General features: G+C 68.0%; 27 protein-coding genes. 23 read left to right on the top strand and 4 right to left on the bottom strand.

Going from position 1 to position 19,123, the window contains the following annotated elements; genetic code table 11:
• Positions 1–9 precede the first annotated feature (9 nt).
• From QMF80_RS20495 to QMF80_RS20480, 4 genes are all read left to right on the top strand, one after another.
• Positions 10–411, top strand: coding sequence for a DUF302 domain-containing protein (locus tag QMF80_RS20495; protein ID WP_283455382.1), 402 nt, complete (start codon positions 10–12; stop codon positions 409–411).
• A 609-nt stretch (positions 412–1,020) separates the two neighbouring features.
• Positions 1,021–1,377 carry a hypothetical protein gene (locus QMF80_RS20490; protein ID WP_283455380.1) on the top strand — a complete coding sequence of 119 codons (357 nt, stop codon included), beginning with the start codon at positions 1,021–1,023 and terminating at the stop codon, positions 1,375–1,377.
• A 53-nt stretch (positions 1,378–1,430) separates the two neighbouring features.
• Positions 1,431–2,183, top strand: coding sequence for an N-acetylmuramoyl-L-alanine amidase (locus QMF80_RS20485; RefSeq protein WP_283455378.1), 753 nt, complete (start codon positions 1,431–1,433; stop codon positions 2,181–2,183).
• Between the two features lie 47 nt (positions 2,184–2,230).
• Positions 2,231–2,461 (top strand): hypothetical protein, encoded by a 231-nt coding sequence (locus QMF80_RS20480; RefSeq protein ID WP_502962889.1) that lies wholly within the window; start codon positions 2,231–2,233, stop codon positions 2,459–2,461.
• 39 nt (positions 2,462–2,500) lie between these two features.
• On the opposite strand, the gene QMF80_RS20475 is transcribed toward QMF80_RS20480, so the two are convergent.
• From QMF80_RS20475 to QMF80_RS20465, 3 genes are all read right to left on the bottom strand, one after another.
• Positions 2,501–3,271: a glutamate racemase gene (locus QMF80_RS20475; protein ID WP_283455374.1), complete on the bottom strand. Its 771-nt coding sequence runs from the start codon at positions 3,269–3,271 to the stop codon at positions 2,501–2,503.
• A gap of 147 nt (positions 3,272–3,418) precedes the next feature.
• On the bottom strand, positions 3,419–3,622 hold the full coding sequence (locus tag QMF80_RS20470) for a DUF397 domain-containing protein (RefSeq protein WP_283455372.1): 204 nt from the start codon (positions 3,620–3,622) through the stop codon (positions 3,419–3,421).
• Positions 3,622–4,539 carry a helix-turn-helix domain-containing protein gene (locus tag QMF80_RS20465; protein ID WP_283455370.1) on the bottom strand — a complete coding sequence of 306 codons (918 nt, stop codon included), beginning with the start codon at positions 4,537–4,539 and terminating at the stop codon, positions 3,622–3,624. Before QMF80_RS20465 ends, QMF80_RS20470 begins: the two co-directional genes overlap by 1 nt.
• Positions 4,540–4,966: 427 nt before the next feature.
• Here QMF80_RS20465 and QMF80_RS20460 point away from each other — a divergent pair, with 427 nt between their 5' ends.
• From QMF80_RS20460 to QMF80_RS20375, 18 genes are all read left to right on the top strand, one after another.
• The gene (locus QMF80_RS20460; protein ID WP_283455368.1) at positions 4,967–5,347 is read left to right on the top strand and encodes an ATP-binding protein; all 381 of its coding nucleotides are present in this window, start codon (positions 4,967–4,969) and stop codon (positions 5,345–5,347) included.
• A gap of 533 nt (positions 5,348–5,880) precedes the next feature.
• Positions 5,881–6,102, top strand: coding sequence for a DUF5999 family protein (locus QMF80_RS20455; protein ID WP_283455366.1), 222 nt, complete (start codon positions 5,881–5,883; stop codon positions 6,100–6,102).
• Complete coding sequence (locus QMF80_RS20450; protein ID WP_283455364.1) at positions 6,099–6,557, top strand: helix-turn-helix transcriptional regulator; 459 nt, start codon at positions 6,099–6,101, stop codon at positions 6,555–6,557. The genes QMF80_RS20455 and QMF80_RS20450 overlap by 4 nt, the downstream gene beginning before the upstream one ends.
• A gap of 138 nt (positions 6,558–6,695) precedes the next feature.
• A complete protein-coding gene (locus QMF80_RS20445; protein WP_283455362.1) occupies positions 6,696–7,661 on the top strand; it encodes a D-alanine--D-alanine ligase family protein in 966 nt (321 codons plus the stop codon).
• Positions 7,662–7,679: 18 nt separating this feature from the next.
• The gene (locus tag QMF80_RS20440; protein ID WP_283455360.1) at positions 7,680–8,303 is read left to right on the top strand and encodes a cysteine peptidase family C39 domain-containing protein; all 624 of its coding nucleotides are present in this window, start codon (positions 7,680–7,682) and stop codon (positions 8,301–8,303) included.
• 7 nt (positions 8,304–8,310) lie between these two features.
• Positions 8,311–9,699 (top strand): UDP-N-acetylmuramoyl-tripeptide--D-alanyl-D-alanine ligase, encoded by a 1,389-nt coding sequence (locus QMF80_RS20435; RefSeq protein ID WP_283455358.1) that lies wholly within the window; start codon positions 8,311–8,313, stop codon positions 9,697–9,699.
• Between the two features lie 181 nt (positions 9,700–9,880).
• Entirely contained in the window at positions 9,881–10,108 is a 228-nt protein-coding gene (locus QMF80_RS20430; protein WP_283455356.1) for a hypothetical protein, read from the top strand.
• Positions 10,086–10,607, top strand: coding sequence for a DUF6879 family protein (locus QMF80_RS20425; RefSeq protein WP_283455354.1), 522 nt, complete (start codon positions 10,086–10,088; stop codon positions 10,605–10,607). The genes QMF80_RS20430 and QMF80_RS20425 overlap by 23 nt, the downstream gene beginning before the upstream one ends.
• 11 nt (positions 10,608–10,618) lie before the next feature.
• The gene (locus tag QMF80_RS20420; protein ID WP_283455352.1) at positions 10,619–11,473 is read left to right on the top strand and encodes a helix-turn-helix domain-containing protein; all 855 of its coding nucleotides are present in this window, start codon (positions 10,619–10,621) and stop codon (positions 11,471–11,473) included.
• A 99-nt stretch (positions 11,474–11,572) separates the two neighbouring features.
• Positions 11,573–11,785 carry a hypothetical protein gene (locus tag QMF80_RS20415; protein ID WP_283455350.1) on the top strand — a complete coding sequence of 71 codons (213 nt, stop codon included), beginning with the start codon at positions 11,573–11,575 and terminating at the stop codon, positions 11,783–11,785.
• 59 nt (positions 11,786–11,844) lie between these two features.
• The gene (locus QMF80_RS20410) at positions 11,845–11,976 is read left to right on the top strand and encodes a hypothetical protein (protein ID WP_267797844.1); all 132 of its coding nucleotides are present in this window, start codon (positions 11,845–11,847) and stop codon (positions 11,974–11,976) included.
• An 8-nt stretch (positions 11,977–11,984) separates the two neighbouring features.
• Entirely contained in the window at positions 11,985–13,163 is a 1,179-nt protein-coding gene (locus QMF80_RS20405; RefSeq protein WP_283455346.1) for a methyltransferase domain-containing protein, read from the top strand.
• A gap of 519 nt (positions 13,164–13,682) precedes the next feature.
• A complete protein-coding gene (locus QMF80_RS20400) occupies positions 13,683–15,164 on the top strand; it encodes an ABC transporter ATP-binding protein (RefSeq protein WP_283455345.1) in 1,482 nt (493 codons plus the stop codon).
• 11 nt (positions 15,165–15,175) lie between these two features.
• Positions 15,176–15,496 (top strand): DUF6087 family protein, encoded by a 321-nt coding sequence (locus QMF80_RS20395; protein ID WP_283455344.1) that lies wholly within the window; start codon positions 15,176–15,178, stop codon positions 15,494–15,496.
• Between the two features lie 31 nt (positions 15,497–15,527).
• Positions 15,528–15,890: a MazG-like family protein gene (locus QMF80_RS20390; RefSeq protein WP_283455343.1), complete on the top strand. Its 363-nt coding sequence runs from the start codon at positions 15,528–15,530 to the stop codon at positions 15,888–15,890.
• A 147-nt stretch (positions 15,891–16,037) separates the two neighbouring features.
• Complete coding sequence (locus QMF80_RS20385; protein ID WP_283455342.1) at positions 16,038–16,757, top strand: NUDIX domain-containing protein; 720 nt, start codon at positions 16,038–16,040, stop codon at positions 16,755–16,757.
• Positions 16,754–17,248 (top strand): NUDIX domain-containing protein, encoded by a 495-nt coding sequence (locus QMF80_RS20380; protein ID WP_283455341.1) that lies wholly within the window; start codon positions 16,754–16,756, stop codon positions 17,246–17,248. Before QMF80_RS20385 ends, QMF80_RS20380 begins: the two co-directional genes overlap by 4 nt.
• A 256-nt stretch (positions 17,249–17,504) precedes the next feature.
• The gene (locus QMF80_RS20375) at positions 17,505–18,098 is read left to right on the top strand and encodes a hypothetical protein (protein WP_283455340.1); all 594 of its coding nucleotides are present in this window, start codon (positions 17,505–17,507) and stop codon (positions 18,096–18,098) included.
• A 73-nt stretch (positions 18,099–18,171) separates the two neighbouring features.
• Here QMF80_RS20375 and QMF80_RS20370 read toward each other — a convergent pair whose 3' ends face one another.
• On the bottom strand, positions 18,172–18,366 hold the full coding sequence (locus tag QMF80_RS20370) for an antitoxin (RefSeq protein ID WP_283455339.1): 195 nt from the start codon (positions 18,364–18,366) through the stop codon (positions 18,172–18,174).
• Positions 18,367–18,598: 232 nt separating this feature from the next.
• Between QMF80_RS20370 and QMF80_RS20365 the strand changes: the two genes are divergently transcribed.
• The gene (locus QMF80_RS20365; protein ID WP_283455338.1) at positions 18,599–18,940 is read left to right on the top strand and encodes a hypothetical protein; all 342 of its coding nucleotides are present in this window, start codon (positions 18,599–18,601) and stop codon (positions 18,938–18,940) included.
• The last annotated feature ends 183 nt before the right edge of the window (positions 18,941–19,123 follow it).

Below are 19,123 nucleotides of genomic sequence, written 5' to 3'. Positions count from 1 at the left end.
CCATCCGCCGTGTCCTACGACCGCACCGTCCGCCTGAGCTCAGGCTTCGACGACACCGTCACCGCTGTCCGTGAAGCCCTCATCGAGCAGGGCTTCGGCGTCCTCACCGAGATCGACGTCACCGCCACCATGAAGGCCAAGCTCGGCCACGAGATGGAGGACTACCTGATCTTGGGCGCCTGCAACCCGTCGCTGGCCCACCAAGCCCTGGAGGCGGACCGGAACATCGGCCTGTTCCTGCCCTGCAACGTCGTCGTCCGCCGCGACGGCGAGACCACACTCGTCCAGGCCCTGGACCCGGGCACCATGGTCACCCTTACCGGCTTGGACGCCCTTCGGCCCGTCGCGGCAGACGCCACCAAACGCCTAGACTCTGCTCTGGCCGCCCTCACCCCCACGCCGGCCGCATAGCGGGCGTCACCGTACGGCGAGGCAGGCGGTTGCGTAGGCGGTATAGCCCGCCTCGCCGCACGCCACCTACCCGTACCTGCAAGGACCCGTCAGTAGACCACTCTGCCCGCCGACGGCTGCCGCTTGCCCTCGCAACTCCCTTCATCGCGATGGCCTGCACCGCCTACGCCGACACCTGTGGTCCGTCCACCGACGCAACCGGCATCCTTCCCGCGCCCTAACGCGCCCGCCGCCGTCGGTGGAGACCTGAAGTTTCCGCTGAGCTCCCTCACACCGGTCTTGCGGCGGAAGTCGGCCAATCCGTAGCCAGGCATAGGTGTGGACGGGGAGGAGGCTGCGGGCGCCAACCTCAAGATCGTGCCCGTGGAGATGGGCGCGGACCACGTCTTGATGGGCGAGCCGAAGACTCGAACGGGCAGACCGAGCGCGCACAGGTGGGCGGCAGACAGGCTATACAGGCCGACGCCTATCACAGCAATGACGTTGGGCAGGATTGTCCCCTCGGAGCGGCCCGCGCAGGCGATAGGCGGAGGGCCCAATAGTGCCCGTAGTGTCCATCACGCGCACGTACGATCGGATCAGGCGTGGGGCTGTTGGGAGTGATCAGAGGTGTCCGTGCCGCCGAGCGCCGAGCCCACGTTGTGGGAGTTGCACCGTGCGGTGTCGCAGCTCCGTGAGGACCTTCGCGGAGACCTTGCTCATCTCGCCGCTCGTCTCGATCAGGTGGTCACCCAGGATGTGTACCGGGCTGATCAGCGTGCGACGGAGCAGCGGATCGGCCAGGTGGAGGCTGCGCTCGCCGGCCTGCGCGGTGAGCACGACCAGATCACCGAGCGGGGCGATCAGCAGCGCCGGGAGGACCAGGCGCAGGCTGCGGCCACCCGGCGACTGGTGGTGAGTTCCTTCGTCGCTCCGCTGCTGCTGATTGCCGTGCAACTGTGGCTGGTCTCGCGCGGTACGTCGTAGTAGCTGCTCCACCATATTTGATCTTGGGCGCGGGGAGAATCCGAGAGTCAAGCATGGCAACACCACTGAGTGCTGACGCATTCGTGGCGGCGCTTCGCGCCGAAGGCGTGAACGTCATTGAACGCCCAGGCTGGCGAACCCATAACCGCAACCACAAGGGTTCGTGGGGGCCGCTAAACGGGGTGATGATCCATCACACGGTGACTGAAGGGACCGGGAACACTGTCCGGATCTGCGAGGACGGATACAGCGGCCTGCCGGGCCCGTTGTGCCATGGCGTGATCGCCAAGGATGGCACCGTTCACCTCGTCGGCTATGGGCGGGCGAATCATGCCGGGGCGGGTGACTCCGACGTCCTGGACGCTGTGGTCGCGGAGCGGGCGCTCCCGGATGCGAACGAAGCTGACCAGGATGGTAATTCGCGCTTCTACGGTTTCGAGTGCGAGAACCTGGGCGACGGCAAAGACCCGTGGCCGGCGGTCCAGCTCGATGCGATTGAGCGCGTGTCGGCAGCTCTATGCCGAGCCCACAAGTGGGGTGCGGCCAGCGTCATCGGCCATCTGGAGTGGCAGCCCGGCAAGGTCGATCCGAAGGGCTTCACCATGTCCGGGCTGCGCCAGCGCATCTCCGGTCGCCTCTCCGGCAGCCCCAGCGGTGGCGGCAGTGTCTACACCGTCCGCGGCGGCGACACCCTGTCCGGCATCGGACAGCAGCTCGGCGTGAACTGGCTCGCCCTGGCGCGCGAGAACAACATCCTGTCCCCCTACGTGATCCGCCCCGGCCAGAAGCTGAAGGTACCGAAGTGACCCAGTCGCGCACCGCTTCCGATGCGAACCAGAGAACGATCCGTACGGTGTTCCAGACGCTGCTGGGTCTAGCGGCTGGCTTCCCTCTGATCGTGGACGCGGCGGGCATTCCGCAGACCGCTGCGGGCGTCGCCGTCGCCCTGGTGGTGGCCGCAGCCGTGACCCGAGTCATGGCGCTGCCCGTCGTGCACAATCTGCTGCCGGACTGGCTGTACCGCAGCGGTCCGCCCCCGAAGACGGAACAGGGCAGCGGACAGCTGACCATCGTGGACGACTGATCACGGCGAGCCCCCGGGAATCCGGGGGCTCGCCGCCGTTCAGGCGACGGCCGGTGCTGACACGTAGCGGCCGGCAGGGTAGGCGAGGGCGGCGGCGGGGAGCTGCGCCTCTCGGCCGCTGAGCAGCACGGTCAAGAGGCCGCTTCCCTTCGCGGCTTCCGTGAGGCGGCGAAGGGCTTGTGCGGCAACCGCGTCGGCCGATCCGCGCAGCACGGGGGTGATGAGGGATGGGCGGTGCAGAGCACTCTGGATCTGGGCGGCGACGAGTTCGTAGTGGGTGCAGCCGAGGACTACGTCGGTGACGCCGGGCGGGGTTCGCCGGGAGGCGTCGGCCACCGCTTCGTCGATGGCGGTTGGGTCAGCGTGCTGGACTGCGTCTGCGAGTCCAGGGCAGGCGATCTCGGTGACCGGGAGTCCGGCTGCGTGCTCGCGGATGAGGGCCTTCTGGTAGCTGCTGCCGGTGGTCGCCGGGGTGGCCCAGATCGCGACGGGTCCCCCGGATGCGGCGGCGGTCTTGACGGCAGGGACGGTGCCGATGACGGGGATCCCCGGTTCGAGCATGGCCTTGACTGCGGCCAGTGCATGCACCGTGGCGGTGTTGCAGGCGATGACCAGGGCATCGGGGTTGTGCGCGGCCGCAGCTCGGACGGCTGCTAGGACTCGTTGCCGGAGATCGGGGGTGCTTCGTGGTCCCCAGGGCATTCCGTCAGGGTCGGAGGAGAGGATCAGGTCGGCGTCCGGTCGTAAGCGTCGGATGGCGGCTGCTGCCGCGAGGAGCCCGATTCCGGAGTCGATGAGCGCGATCTTCATATGTCACCTCTGGGTTTCCCGGGCGTCGTCAGCCGGGAGGTTGTAGGGCAGTTGCCGCGAGCCAGAAGGCAGTCCAGAGTTGAACGGGGCCGTCCTCCTCACCTGTTTTGAGGAGGACGGCCCCGGTCACGGGTCGGGCCGTGGGAATCAGCCGGCGGGCTTCATGGTGTTGATGAAGGACTGCCACGCCTGAGGTCCGAAGCGGAAGGCGTTGCCGTCCGGGACCTTGGAGTCCCTGACGGCCATGTCGCCGTTGTCGCAGCGGCCTCCCTGGACGCACTGGCCGCCCTGGTCGTTGCTGTAGCTGGACGAGTACCAGTTGACGTGCAGCTGGTCGGCTCGGTGGGACATCAAATCTCCTTACTGGCTTTCTTGATCATCTCCAGGGATTCCTCGTATCCCGGAGCTATGGCTTGCAAGTCTCGGATGGCCGCTTCGTACTTCCGGACCTCCTCATCTCGCCGCGAGACGCCTGCGCCACCCAGGCTCTCCAGGTAGACGATCGGCTTCAGCGGCTGGGGCAGCTTCAGGTAGGTGAAGCTGCCGTTCATTCCTGCATGGGCGCCGCGATCGAACGGGATCACCTGGACCTTCACGTTCGGCAGGTTCTCGGCGACCTCGGCGATGTGCGCGAGTTGGGCGCGCATCACCTCCCGGCCGCCGACCTGCCGTCGCAGGACGGCCTCGCTGAGGAAGGCCGTGAACTCCGTCGGCGCACTTCGTCGCAGCACCTCCTGCCGGGTCATTCGGACAGCTACTCGAAGGTCCAGCTGGCCTGCGGGTAGGCCCTCGCTGCCTCGGGACATGATGACGCGGACGTACTCTTCCGTCTGAAGCAGCCCAGGCACGAATTCGAGCTCCAGATTGACGACTTGACGCGCGAGGCCTTCGAGTCCCAGGTAGGCCTTGAAACCGGGCTGGCTGACGTCTCGCACATCCTGCCGCTGCCACCAGTCCTTCTTGGTCTTGGTGACCGTCGCATAGCCGCCGAGCTCAGCAGCCTGGTCCTTGCCGACACCGTAGAGCGCGCACAGGGCCGCGACGTCCGCGGGTTCGACAATCCCGTTGTCCGCGGTCTCGAGCCGCGTGAGCTTCGATGGGGCCCACGAGAAGTGCCGCGCGACTTCGGCGCCGGTCATGTTGGCTGCGATGCGGGCCGCGCGGAGTTCCACGCCGAGTTGGAGACGGCATAGCGCGGGGGACGCGGACTCGATGACGGGCCCCTCCGAGCCCCCTGAACCAGCCGTCGAGTGGCTGAGGTCGTTCACGATCACCCTCCCCTACATGTCCCCCACAGTCTGACGGCGAAGATTCGAGCTGCGCAATGCACATTGCCGCTTTTCGCGGAACGTTCGAGCAAATGACGCAACTCCGTTGCTGCGCACGGTAGTTCGATGACAAAACTCGGTCCGCAGAATTCTGCGAGAACACTTCCACGGTAGTCGTTGCGCTGCCATGCTGATCCCCGTTGAGCACGTTGGGTTCGAGTAATTGGACTCAACGTGACCTCGGCGTGTGGCGTGCCCCAAGAACCCCAGGACCGCATGCCGCCCGGAACCGCGACCGACCGAGACGAGGTGCGGCATGCCGTTTCACGAGACCCCCGACGAAGGCCCGACATCAGCGGGCCGACTGTTCCCGAGCCCCCTGACCCTTGAATTCAAGGTGTCCGGCAGACGCACGGGTTCGACTGACGTGGACGACGTGGACGCCATGTTCCCGCGACGCGCCCGCCGCCTGTGCAAGGCGTGGCTCCGACTGGCCGACCAAGAAGACCTGGTCGAGTGGATGGAGCTGGTGGTTTCCGAGCTCGTGACGAACGCTCTGCGCTACGGGCGGGGCTCCACCATCACGTTCCAGCTCGGTGTGGACGACGGTCGCCTCCGACTGTCCGTTGGCGACGGCAACCCGCAGCAGCCGCAGGTCCGCACGGCGGACTCCTCCTCCGAAAGGGGGCGAGGGATGCGGATCATCATCCAGGCGGTCCGCAGTGCCGGCGGGAACTTGGGGTTCAGCCAGGACGGCACCAGCACGTGGTGCACCTTCCCCATCTCCAAGGAGAGACAGCGTGTTTGAGATGTCCAACGACGGCTTACCGGCCGTCGCACCCTCAGAACGGCTTGAGGTCCGCAGCCCCCTGAGCGCATGGTCCAGAGCGCAGGACCTCCAGCCGATGCCCCACTTCACCCAGCCGGATGAACCCCAGGCCGGAGGGGATCGGCCGATCAACGGGCCCGGCACGTGGTCCACCTATCGAAGGCATCCGCGGTCGAAAGACGGCCTGACCCCGGAGGCGTGACATGTCGCGTCACCGGTCCGCCTCCCGACGGCGCTTCTCGGCCCCAAATGGGCTGGCACGCAACGGAGCCGAGGTTTCCCCGGCTCCGGGTCGCGGCCCGACACCCCTTCCGGATCCTGGACCGCTCAGGGTTCGGACCAGGCACCTCGTGCGCGATGGCCCTCTACTCGGGGTATGTCGTCGTCTGGGTTGCCGTGCGCCTGCTGCCCCTCGCCGCGTGACACCGCCCCGCGACGCGGGTACGACGCGCCCGCGCCGATCTCTCGTTCCCCCGCGGCCCCCGGGCCGCCCCAGCCAGAAAGGCGTTCTTGTGGATCAGCTCCCGCCCCCGCTCTGTCGCCATTCCCCTCCGTGTCCGGGGGTCGAGGACAGTAGCCGAGGGGAGGCGCGGATCGTTTCCGCGCACCCCGAACAGGGGTGGAACCTTCTATGTAATGGCGTACTCACGTTCGAAGACAACGGGCAGCTGCTGCCCGATGGCAAGGTCATCCCGTCCCGTCGGCCTCTCAGCCTCGGTAGGGCAGCGGCATGACGGGCATGGTGCGTCCCTCTGGGCAGATCGGGCTGACGGACCGCGAAGTCCAGACGGTGGGTCTGGCCGCCGAAGGGCTGAAAATCGAGGCGATAGCTCGTCGCCTGTCCGTGAGCGCCGGGGCAGTCCAGTCCAGGCTGAAGTTCGCGCGGCTGAAGACCGGCTCTGTGCGGACCACTGCTCTGGTCCATCAGGCGTACGCCTCCGGGCAACTACCCATGCCCAACACGGAACCGCCGGTGCCCCTGACCGACGACCAGGTGCGGGTGCTCGGCTTCCTGTCCACCGGGATGACGCTCGTGGACATGGAGAGCGAGGTGTCCTGGACGCAATGGCGCCTGCGCGAGACATACGGCGACCTACTGGCCGCCCTCGATGCTGCGGACCGGCCCGCGTACGCGATCAAGCGCGCATGGGCGATGGGGTACCTCAGCGCAGGCCAACAGAACAACTAAAGGTCAGCCCCTTCGTGGGGCATCTACGGCGTCCCGGCGCGGGTATGCGGCCCGCTCAGCCTTCCACCGCGTACGCGGGCACGGCACCGGGCCGGGACGCCTCCGATCGGAGCAGCACCCCAATCACGAGGAGCGTACATGTCTGACAACTCCAACTACCGGGGCCGGATCGGCGTTCTCTACGGCGGCGACTCGCCCGAACGCCCCGGATCCATCGCGAGCGCGGAGGCCGCTTTCAAGGCCCTTTCGGGCGCCGGCATGAAGGCGGTGATGATCGACCTCGGCGACATCCGCGAACTCGGCGCCAGCCTGCGGGAGCGCATCGACGTCGCCTTGCTCGCCTGCCACGGGCTGGGCGGCGAGGACGGCAAGATTCAGGGCCTCCTGGAGCACCTCGGGATCCCGTACACCGGGTCCGGAGTCCTGGCCAGCGCGCTCGGCATGCACAAGCCGACGTTCAAGACCCTGTTGGCGGCCCTGAACATCGACACCCCCAAGTCCATCACGGTGCTGGCGGAGCACTCGGTGGAGAGCACCCTGACGACAGTGGAACTGAACCTCGGCTACCCCGTGTTCGTGAAGCCCGCGGGTGGCGGGGGGAGCCTCGGCGCCGGCATCGCCCACGACGCGGACGAACTGTCGGGGCTGCTGCGGGCACGACGCGATCAGCCGTACGCCGAGTACATGGTCGAGGAGTACATCGACGGTATCCCCTGCACGGTGGGCATCCTCGACCAGGGCGGCCTGGTCGTACTTCCGCTGCTGACCTTCGAGACAGACCGCGACTTCTACGACTACGAGGCCAAGCACGACCGGGGGCTTCGCCGCGAAACCTGCCCGGCCGAGCTGCCGGAGGACGTGCAGCAGCGGGTGGAGGAGACCGCGCTGCGGGTGCACCGGCTGGTCCAGGCGCACGGTGTGAGCCGGGTGGACTTCCTGATCGCCCCGGACGGGCGATGCCCGGTGCTGGAGGTGAACACGGTGCCTGGGCTCAGCGAGGCCGGGAACCTGGCGACGATGGCCGCTGCAGCGGGCGTCTCGTACGTCGAGCTGATCAAGGCGGTGCTGGACACGGCATTCACGAAGGTCTCGTACGTTCCCTGACGGCGGCAGAGTGGGGGCATGACTGCTGCCACGACCCATCATGTTCCCTACTTCTCGCAGTGGGAGTCCGCCAGCCTGGTGCCCGAGTTCGTCGCGGGCACCACGGCCGCGTCCGCTGATCCGCTGTGGGAGTCCTCCGGTGCCGACAGCGCGGAGGAGTACGCCTTCTGGGCGCCGCGCCTGTGCGGCATGGCGTGCCTGCGGATGACGCTGGGGTTCTTCGGGCAGCCTGTGCCCCCGTCGGTGCCGCTGGTCCACGAGGCTCTGGCCGCCGGAGCGTATGTGCGCGACGGCGACCAGGTCCAAGGGCTGATCTACGCACCGTTCGCCACCTGGGTGGCGTCCCAATGGGGCCTGTTCGCAGAAGCCCGTCCGCAGCTCTCCGTCGAGGAGGTCGATGCCGAGATCTCGCGGGGGCGCCTGGTGCTGCTGTCGGTGCACAAGACAATCCGCACCCTCGATCCCCGCCCGGAGCGGCGCGGCGGCCACCTGGTCCTCGCCGTGGGCTCTGGCCCCGATTACGTCACCATTCACAACCCCTCCGGGTTCCCGGAGCAATCGCAGCAGTTCCATCAGGTTCCCAGGGCCGACCTCGCCCGGTTCTTCGCCGGCCGGGGGGTCGTACTGGGCCACGCACAGTAGGAGCAACGTGATCCCCCTCTCTCTGGCCTCCGCCGCACTCGCCACCGAAGGCCGGCTCTCCGGTGGCGCCGATCCCGACAGGTTGATCACCGGGCCGCTGGTCTTCGACTCGCGCGACATCACCCCCGGCAGCCTGTTCTGTTGCCTGGCCGGCAAGTCCGTCGACGGACATGACTTCACCGCCCAGGCGGTGGCAGCCGGAGCGGTCGCCGTACTCGCGGCCAACCCTGTCGATGCTCCCGCGATCGTGGTCCCCGACGTCCTGGGAGCGATGGGCCAGATCGCGGCCCGCGTCGCCTCCGAGTTCACAGGCACGGTGATCGGGCTGACCGGGTCGGCGGGCAAGACCAGCACCAAGGACCTTCTGACGTCCATCCTGGAACTGGACGGCCCGACCGTGGCCACACCCCGGTCGTTCAACAACGAGCTCGGCTTCCCCGTCACCGTCTCCAGGGTCGAGACAGGCAGCCGCTACCTGCTGCTGGAGATGGGGGCGCGGGGCCTGGGCCACATCGACAGCCTGTGCGACATCGCCCGTCCCACGATCTCCACCGTGCTGGGGGTGGGCTCCGCGCACATCGGGGAGTTCGGGTCCCGGGAGGTCACCGCCCAGGCGAAGGCCGAGATCGTCCGGGCCTTGCCCGCCCACGGCACCGCCGTCCTCAACGGTGACGACCCCCTCGTGTCTGCGATGGCCGGGGCCACCGACGCCGCCGTGATCACCTTCGGCTTCGGCGAGCACTGCGACATCCGCGCCGAGCAGGTGGGAGTGCAGCACGACGGGCGCCCCCACTTCGTCCTCGTCCACGGCAAGGACCGCAGGCGCATCGAGTTGCGGGTCCACGGCCGTCACAACGTCCTCAACGCGCTCGCGGCGGCGGCCACGGCCGTTGCCGCGGGCATCCCCGCGGACCGCATCGCGCAGGGGCTACGGCAGGCTGAGATCTCCAGCGGCGGCCGGATGGAAGTCACCACTCGCGAAGATGGGGTCACGGTCATCAACGACGCCTTCAACGCCAGCCCCGAATCCGTGCTCGCCGCGCTGGCCGCTCTCGGTGACATCGCGGGCCCGACCCGCCGGAAGGTCGCGGTGCTCGGGGAGATGGCCGAGCTGGGCGATGAAGCGGCCGCCTGGCACGACCAGGTGGCCGAGCATGTGGTTCGTCTGCGTCCGGCCGAGGTGCTCGGTATCGGCAGTACGCACATGGAGCGGATGCTGATGGTCATGACGGACGCCGGTCTGAAGGCGTCGAGGTCGAATGTCGACCCGGAGGTGCCACTGATCGAGGAGATCCGGCGTGTACTGCGGCCGGGTGACGTGGTCCTGATCAAGGGCGCCAACTCCCTCGGGCTCGAAGCGGTCGCCCGCGAGCTGGCCGCCGTTCCGACCTCGTAGGTCCCAGGCGAAGCGGATCGGTAGGCCGCGCTCGCTCTCGCCGGGCGGCGGGGCCTACCCATGTCCGTTTTCGGTCGAGACGCCGCGCCCTGCAAGTCTGTGCAAGTTCCGTGCATGGCATGGGAGTTCGGTGCAAGGATTTCATTCAAGGATTCCGTCAGCACCCGAGCGGGAGGGCATCATGGCTCTGCGCAAGCTTGGCAAGGACCCGGAAAGCAAGACCGGAGGCAGTCCGACGGTCTACCTCGACGAGGAGAAGGACACCTATCTCGTCCAGGGGTGGATCGTTAGCGACGATGTCCGGCTGAAGCAGCTCGACCTGCCCGACCACGAGAGCGTGGTGGAGATCCCGCGGCGGATGGTCCAGTTCTTCGAGAAGGAGGATCGTGACCGCGGCACCGACGTTTGAGCAGCTCCTCGGCGAGGCCCGCACGTCGGCCGTTCACCTGGAGATGCGCGACGGCTACATGGCCGAACCCACAATCGACGCCTGGAAGGCCGGATCACGCGAGGACCTGCTCGCTGACGATCCGGAGTTCCAGCTGTGGCTGACGTGGGTGCGCGAGGCCACCGCTCGCGGGGTGGCCGTACGGCGGGCCCGGGTCTTCTCCGTACCCGAGTCGGACTACATCCGCTGGGAGCACTTCATCTCTGACGCGAACGTGGCGGCCGGTGAGCAGATTCGCTGGCTTCCCCGGCGCAGGGCGACGGACATCGCGTTCCCGGGCAACGACTTCTGGGTCTTCGACAACGAGACCGTGCTCGTTCTGCACCACACCGGGGATGGCGAACCGGCCCCCGACTACATGGAGCTGACCCGGGACCCGAAGGTGCTGGATCTCTGTTCCAATGCGTTCGAGGCGGTGTGGGAGCGGGCCGTCCCGCACGCTGATTACAAGCCGACCTAGCGCGATCTGCTGTGGCCGCGTCGTCGTTCCCCGCCGTGGAGGAGGCCCGTCGCAGCCTCGGGGTGCGTCTGCGTGATCTACGGCGAGCGGGAGGCTTCAGGACGGCACGGGCTTTCGCGGCCCGTGCCGGCTGGAGCGAGTCGAAGGTGTCGCGGATCGAGCACGGCGTCACCTCGCCGAGCGAGGATGATCTGCGCGTCTACGCCGAGCACAGCGGGGCCCCGCAGGACTACCAGGATCTGTTGGCGGCCGCGAGCAGCATCGAAGAGATGTACGTGGAGTGGAAGCGGTTGTTCGGCAACGGCATCGCGCCGGTGCAGGAGGCCGCCCTGCCGTTGTATGAGCGCACCCGGCACTTTCGGATCTACGAGCCGGGCGTCATTCCGGGTCTGCTCCAGACCCCCGCCTACGCTGCGGCGCTGATGGGGCGGATCATCGACTTCTGGGGCATCCCCGATGACGCCGAGCAGGCCGCCCAGGTGCGCGCGGTCCGCAAGGCGGCCGTCCTGCGGGACGCCGGCCGCCAGTTCGGCATCGTCGTTGAGGAGAGCGCGTTGCGGGCCGTCTTCGGGGACACCGAGACCATGGCCGCCCAGCTCGGGCACCTGATGACCGTCTCCCTGTGGCAGCAGGTCAGCCTCGGGGTGATCCCGATGGGTGCCGAGCGGATCATGTGGCCCAACGAAGGCTTCTGGATCTTCGATGAGGATCGCGTCCTGATCGAACTGGCCTCGGCCGAGGTGACGCTGACGCAGCCGAGCGAAGTGGGCACGTACACAAGGATCTTCGCCGAACTCGCCCGGATGGCCGTGTACGGGAAGGCGGCTCGCACGTTGCTCACCGATGCGATCAACGCACTGGAATGACCGGTTGCAAGCAGGTGCAAGTTTCTTGCCCCACACCCCTCTCCCTCCTGACGCTGTCACCACCCCCGCACGCACAGCAACGAGAACGTGGTGATGCTCATGTCCTTCGCGAACACCGAAACCGCCTCGGCCGCCGACATCATCGCGCTGAACGCGGCGCGAGAACTCGGTGAGGCTCTGGAGGCCATCGGCATCGCGCTGCCGTCGTTGCGCGCGGAAGCGAACGTGAACGGCGTCGGATTCGTGAACCTGGGCGGCTGCCCGGCGGATGCGGCCTACACGCTGGCGCACTGGATCCGCGACCACGCCTGACACCTCCCCCGGGGGCAGCACATTTCTCATCTACGCGGCATCGACCACAGGAGGTCTCCATGGCTTGGGGCACTGGCAAGGGCGGCAGTGGCGGCGACGGAAAGCACTCGGGGAACAAGGACCCGGGGACCGCGAAGCCGTCTTCGGACACCAAGCAGCCGAAGCCCGAGCCGAAGCACAAGGGGAAGTAGGCACCGGCATGCCGACGAACCAGGTGGACGGACGGTCCGCGATGCGCGGCCTGCTCGCGGCGGTGAACGAGGACCTCGGGGCCCCGATCGCGCCAGTTTGGGAGGAAGCGTTCTGGGCGCTGCCCCGGCACGCGTTCCTGCCCGACACGGTGTGGGTGGGTGATGACCTGGAAGAGTGCTCCCGGCAGGACTCCGCGAAGGACTGGCTTGGGCACGCCTACGAGGACGACGCGATCGTCACCCAGATCAACGACGGCCAGGACCCTGGGGACGGTGAGCGGTGGGCGTCCTGCTCGGCGTCCGCGCCGTCCATCGTGTTCCGCATGCTCGACATGCTGGACGTGTCCGCCGAGCACAACGTGCTGGAGATCGGTACCGGCACAGGCTGGAACGCCGGCCTGCTGGCCCACCGCGTCCGCTCGGGGTCGGTGACCAGCATCGAGGTCGACCCAGTCTTGGCCGCACTGGCCGCCAACCGGCTGAAGGAGGCGGGAGTGGCGCCGCGGGTGGTCTGCGGTGACGGTGCCCTCGGCCACGAGGACGGAGGCCCGTTCGACCGGGTGCAGTCGACGTGCTCGGTTCGCACCATCCCGCCGGCCTGGATCGCCCAGACGAAGCCGGGCGGGCTGGTCCTGACCGCGTGGGAGTCGCCGTGGCTCTGCTACGGCCTCTTGCGTCTGACCGTCGACGGCCACGGGACGGCCTGCGGGTCCTTCTTCCCGTACTCGGCGTTCATGCTGATGCGCGGGCAGCGTACGGATCTGCGGATCTACCGGGATGTGGTGCGCGAGGACCACGTCCCGGACGAGTCGTCCACCCGTCTGCCGCCGCAGGCCGTGGCCGGTGACGACATGGCCGCCCAGTTCGCGGTCGGCCTGCAGCTGGGCAACGTGTGGCACACCTGGCACCACAACCCGGACGTGGAAGGGGTCGTCACCCGGCTGTGGCTGGCCACCACGGACGCCACTTCCTGGGCGGCCGTCGACTGTGACGGCACGAGGGACGAGCGGTACACCGTGTGGGAGTACGGGCCTCGGCGCCTGTGGAGCGAGGTGACGGCCGCCTACCGCTGGTGGGACGCGGCCGGCTGGCCCGGTCCGGAGCGGTTCGGGATGACCATCAGCCCGGACGGCACGCACACGGCGTGGCTCGACACTCCTGACCGGTTCGTCCCACAGACCAGCTGACTCCGGGCCGTCCCCGATCGAGTGGATCGTTCCCGAAGCCGCTCCCACGTGGGGGCGGCTTCGGCACTTTGACAGGCAGCAGCAGACGACGGGAGCCGATGTGACAGACCAGGAGACCGAGAAACCCGCCCTACCACCCGTGGAGGAGTACCGCTTCCGGTCCGGGACCTTGGCGGCCCTCGAAGGCCGCCCTATGACCACGTGGGCGATGACGCGCCGCCTGCCCCAACTGGTGCGCCGCGGGCTCCGTCTCGGGTGGCGCGTCGATCGCCGTGCCGTGACCGCCCTCCTGGCCTGCCAGGCCCTCTCCGCCGTTCTCGAGGCCGTTGGTCTGTTCGCGACGACCAGCACCATCACCGCGCTCGTCTCCTCCGGGGATATCACCGGCCGTCTCCACCAGGCGTTGCCTTCCATCTGCTTCCTCGCCGGCGCCGCAGCGGTGCGGACGCTGCTGGGATCGCCATCGTCAACGTCTCCAACCGGCTCTCGCCACGCATCTCCCGCGAAGCGGAGTTGGAGATGCTGCACGCGGCCGTCAACGCGGAGCTCGCCGCCTACGACAACCCCGGCTTCAACGATTCCTGGGAGAACGCCGACCGCGGGGCGGACGTCGCCCGCGACCTCATCACCGAGTCCCAGCAGCTCATGTCCTGCGTGGCCTCCCTGATCGCGGCCGCCGGTGTCGTAGCGATCCTCCACCCCCTACTTCTCCCCCTCCTTGTGCTGGCAGTCCTTCCCCAGGGCGTCGCGGGCATGAAGGCGGCCCGCGTCCACTACGAGGCCGGCCGCTCCATGGCAGCTGAGCGCCGGACCCTGGGCCATCTGCGCTGGTACATCGCGGACAAGGAGACCGCCGATCAGCTGCGCTCCGGGACGATGGCTGAGTTCCTGCTCGCCCGCTACCGGGCGATCGGCGCCCGTGTGGATGCCACCACCGACACAGCGATTCACCTGGGCGCCCGGTACGCCTTCATGGGTTCACTCGCCGCCGGCTTGGCCTCCGCCTTGATGTGGGGTGCCCTGGCCGGTCTCCTGGCCTCCGGGCACATGACGATCGCCTCCGCGGGGACCGCCGTTTTCGCGTTGCGGTCCGTCGGCAGTTCGCTGCGCGGCATGGTCGGCTACGGCACTCAGCTGTTCCGCACGGGCCTGTACTTCGACGACTGGGTCGAGTTCACGGAGACGGCTGGCGGCTACCGCATCAGCCGGGGAACGAAGTCCGCGACCAGCCCGGCCGTTGTCCGTGCCGACGAGGTCACCTTCACCTATCCGGCTTCCGACACTCCGGCTTTGGAGAAGGTGACCCTGGAGGTACGGCGCGGCGAGGTCCTGGCACTGGTCGGAGAGAACGGATCCGGGAAGACCACCCTGGGCAAGATCCTCTCGGGCCTCAACCTGGCGGACAGCGGATCGCTGACCTGGGATGGAACCGACATCCGGAACTTCGACGCGTACAGCGTCTGGCAGCACACCGCGGTCGTCCCGCAGAACTTCGCGCATTGGCCGCTGACCTGCCGCGAGAACATCACGCTGGGCCAGCCCCGGGGCGGCGACGAGGCCGTCCTGCGCGCTGCCGAGCAGTCCGGCGCCCACGATGTCCTCGCCGAGCTGCGTAGCGGCCTGGACACCCTCCTGGCCCGCGAGTACTTCGGCGGCGTCGAACTGTCCGGCGGGCAGTGGCAGCGCCTGGCGATCGCGCGGGCTTTCCACCGCCCCGCCGGGCTCCTGGTGATGGATGAGCCGACGAGCGCCCTCGATCCGCGCGCCGAGCACCGGATTTTCACCGGTCTTCGTGAGCTTGCCCGGGACCGGGCCGTCGTTCTCGTCACCCACCGCCTGGAGAACGTGGCCATCGCGGACCGGATCGTCGTTCTTGATCACGGCCGCATCATCCAGCAGGGCACGTTCTCGGAGCTGAGCCAGCAGGACGGGCTGTTCCGGGAGTTGTGGGATCTCCAGCACGACCGCGGCTTGCCCGCGCCCCGCACCGAGCACAAGTAAGGACGATCACGATGGCCACCCACATCAACGAGCCGACGGACGAGCCGCTGCATCGATGGGCTGCACGCCGGGAGCACCGGCTGCGGCCGCCGGGGACGCGCAAAGCACTCACTCTGAGCGCGGGCCCCCAGCGGGCCGGGCACGTCGACCCCGGTGTTCCGCGCTTGATCGTCGAGTGGGACGGATATCAGTGGGTGCCCGTCATGCTCGCTGAGGGCTACGCCGCCGCCCGAAGGCTTCTCGATCCCACCGCTCCCGCCGAGGCTGTTGAGTTGCCGGGGTTCTCCCCGGCGCCGTTGCGCGCTGGCCACGGCCGGCACCGCCGTCCCTGAACACCCCGCCCCCGTACGAGACGAGGAACGCATGGACAACCTGTGGAAGACGATCACCGAGCTTGCCGTCACGTTTGAAGCCAGCGACACCGCGCGGGCTTTGTCCATCGAGGAGCAGTGGACCTTGCAGGTCCTCAAGATCGGCGAGGAGTTTGGGGAGGCGGCCCAGGCCGTGGTCGGCGTCCGCGGCACCAACCCCAGGAAGGGTCAATCACATTCGTGGGAGGACGTGCACGGTGAAGTGGCGGACACCGCGATCACGGCTCTGGTCGCGCTCGCGCGGATGCGCCCGGACGCCGCCGACTACTTCGCCCAGCAGATCGCTACGAAGTCGAGCCGCTTCCTGCCTCAGCAGGCGACCTTCGACGACGCAGTCTCCTCGGAGGCATCGTGACGAACGTCTGGCTCCCTCCGGAGGAGTACATCGCCACGCTCGCAGGCCAGCGCGTTCGGGGCCGTCTTCTTCACTAACGAGGACGGCCACCCGCTGCACCTGCGGGCTGTCTACAGGCACCCTGACCCCACCGAAGGAGATCACCGCATGACCGACTTCACCAGCGCCGCCGTCTTCATCACCAGCCTGCGCGGCGAGATCCTCCTCCAGCACCGCGAGGAGAACGACGGCAGCCGCTGGCCGGGCCACTGGGTCGCCCCCGGCGGCCACCGCGAGGCCGGCGAGAGCCCGTACGACAACGCCCGGAGGGAACTCCGCGAGGAGACTGCCCTCGACATCGAAGGGCTCCTCCCCTTCGATCAGGTCCCCCACCCCGCCGACAGCGGCACCGTCGCCTACTTCCACGCGATCTGGGAAGGCGACCCTGACGAGCTGGTGTGCGGCGAAGGGCAGGACTTGAAGTTCGTCCCGTTCGCCGACGTCCCGTCCATGAAGGTCGCCCCGCACATCGCCGACTACGTCCGCCAGCTCGAAGGACACCTCCGCGTAGGCAAGCCCCGCGTATGGGCGCAGATCCAAGCTGTCCACGACCGGATGCGCACGCACGGCGAGAAGATCGGTCAGCCGCTGCTGCCGCTGCTGATGCTGAAGGTCCAGGAGGAGGCCGGCGAGGCGGCCCAGGCCCTGATGGGGGTCCTCGGGGCGAACCCGCGGAAGGGCGCCTACAGCAGCATGGAGGAGTTCCAGCACGAGCTGTGTGACCTCATCACGGCGGGGATGATCGCGCTGCGGGCGACGTCCCCGCAGGCCGCGACGATCCTGTCCGACCACGTGGCGAAGTGGGACCTGAAGCAGGGGCGGGCATGAGCGGACCCTGGCTGCCGCCCGCCCAGTACATCGCCACGCTCCCGAAGGCGACCACGTACGTGTGCTTCTTCGTCACCGACGAGGAGGACCGGCCGATGCAGCTACGTGCGGCCCGGAGCCCTGAAGTCTGGCAGTGGCCTGGCGGCAACGTGGACGCCGGCGAGACTCCCTGGCAGTGCGCGCGCCGTGAGGCTCTCGAGGAGACCGGTCTCACGATCGGTGGCGAGCCGAAGCTCTTGGCGATGCACTTCCTTCCCCCGTTGGGCACCTGGACCCTCAATAAGATCGGGTTCGTGTTCGATGGCGGGCAGCTCACGGACGAGCAGATCGGCAGTATCCGGCTCGACCCCTGGGAGCACAGCGAGTTGAAGGTCCTCTCCCTGACGGAATGGGAGCCGGTGATGAGTGCGGTCAGCTATCGGCGGCTGTCTGCTGCGGCCAACGCGCGGCGCACAGGGACCGCCTGCTACCTGGAGCACGAAGCCTCGTAGCCGGTCCCAGCCGGACCGCGGAAACGGGCAGAGGAGGATACGTCCAGTACTCCGGCGCCGCGGTGGCGCAGTTGAAAGTGCGCGGACACAGAGACACCCCCGAGCATCGGCCGATGGGCGGGGGTGTTCCGTACACCTCTTGGAAAGTGTGGTCCCAGTCTAATGGCGCTGCGGGGACGCTTCCGGTGCCCGCGTGCAACCCCACCCCTTTACCCGTATTCTGCTATGGCAGATTCGGGAGAGAGATGGGGTTGTCGTGGCGAAGCCGCTGGTAATGGGCCGCAAGGAGATCGCCAAGGTGTATGGCATCGCGCCCACCGCCGTGAGCGACCGGTGGGTTCCCGGCGGGGTGCTCTCGTACGGGGATGCGGTGATCGTCTCGGGCAAGCCGTACTGGCCGGGCGGGTTCGTGATCGACTTGGCGTTGCCGCCGGGGAGCCGCGGCCGGCAGCTGGATGAGGGCCTGCTGGAGAAGGTGATCGAGGAGCAGGGCGCGACGTCGAAGCCGATGAAGGCCGCGGAGCTGCCGCCTCTGGTGGGGGCGCAGGAGTACGCGGAGCTGTTCGGCGTGAGCCAGGTGAAGGTGAGCCAGGCGGCGCGGACGAGTACGCGCGGTCAGCTGCCGGCGCCGGACTACTCGCTGTCGGGGTCGTCGCTGTGGCTGCTGGATACGGTGCTCGCGGGCGCGGAGCACACGATGACGGTTTCGGCGGAGGCCCGTCGCAGCCCCGGGGAGTGGAAGCTGAACGAGTCCGTCGCCGAGCGACTGCGGGCCGGTACGTACGAGGGGCCTGGGTCGTCGTTCAAGGCGCGCGGGATGAAGGCCGTCGCGGAGGACTCCGAGGGCTAGGCTCCGCTCCTTCACTGCGACCGGCCGCCCTCGTCGGGCCCTTCGGGGGCCGCCGAGGGCGGTTGCCGCACTCTTATGCCTGCAGCGGGCGGCCTTCGGGCTTGTTGGTGCCGAGCTGCTCGTTGAGCTTCTCCTGGACCATGTCGGTCTGGCTCCGGTACTTGTTGCCGGTCTTCGCGTCGAACGCGTCTCCGGCCTTCTCTACGCCCTGTCGGGCCGTGTCCTCGTGGCCCTTGAGCAGGCCCTTGAGCTTGTCGAGCATCGACATGGCGGCACTCTCCTTACGGATGTTGGCGGACCCAGCATTGCGGCATTTGTCCGGTCGCGCATCCGCAGGCTGCCGCTCAACCCTGACCGGCGGTCGGGTGTCGCGCTTCGGCGGCGCTCATTGACACCCCCTCCATGGGTAGTAGAATTGCGATACAGGCAGGGCGGGGCGGTTGATCCACCGCACCGGAGTGACGTAGAAATAGGCCACTACTTATCAAAGGGGGAATCTCATGGCTTCCATGCAGCTCGAATTGCCGATGGCGCCGCTGCGCCACCCGGACCGGGCCGGCGAACCGCTGAGCATCCAGGACCGCTTCGAGGCGTTCCATCAGCTCAACCCCTGGATCCTCGGAAAGCTGGAAGCCATGACTGCCGACTGCGTCGACCGAGGCCTGCGGCGCGTGGGCATCGGAATGCTTTTCGAGGTCCTGCGCTACGAGTACGGCAGGGCCACCCGGGGCGACGCATGGAAGCTGAACAACAACTTCCGGTCACGCTACGTCCGACTCCTGCTTGAGCAGCACCCTGAATGGTCTTCCGTGTTCGAGACCCGAGGTCTGCGCAGCGCCTGAAATAGGCCATTACACATCACACCTCTTGGAGTAGCTCATGTCCCCCGCGACCCTCCCTAAGTGGTCGACGCGCGAAGTCCTTCGGGGGTTGATCAAGCAGTCGGTGCGGTGGAGGATTCTTCCTGTCGGTCGAGAGAGTGTCGGTCGAGTCTGGCCAGCAGATCGTCCAGGTCGGAGGTGGTG

The sequence above is a fragment of the Streptomyces sp. G-G2 genome, from assembly GCF_030063135.1.
Lineage (GTDB): Bacteria > Actinomycetota > Actinomycetes > Streptomycetales > Streptomycetaceae > Streptomyces.
Note: the sequence above shows the minus strand (reverse complement) of the source record. Positions and strands in the feature narration are given on the sequence as shown.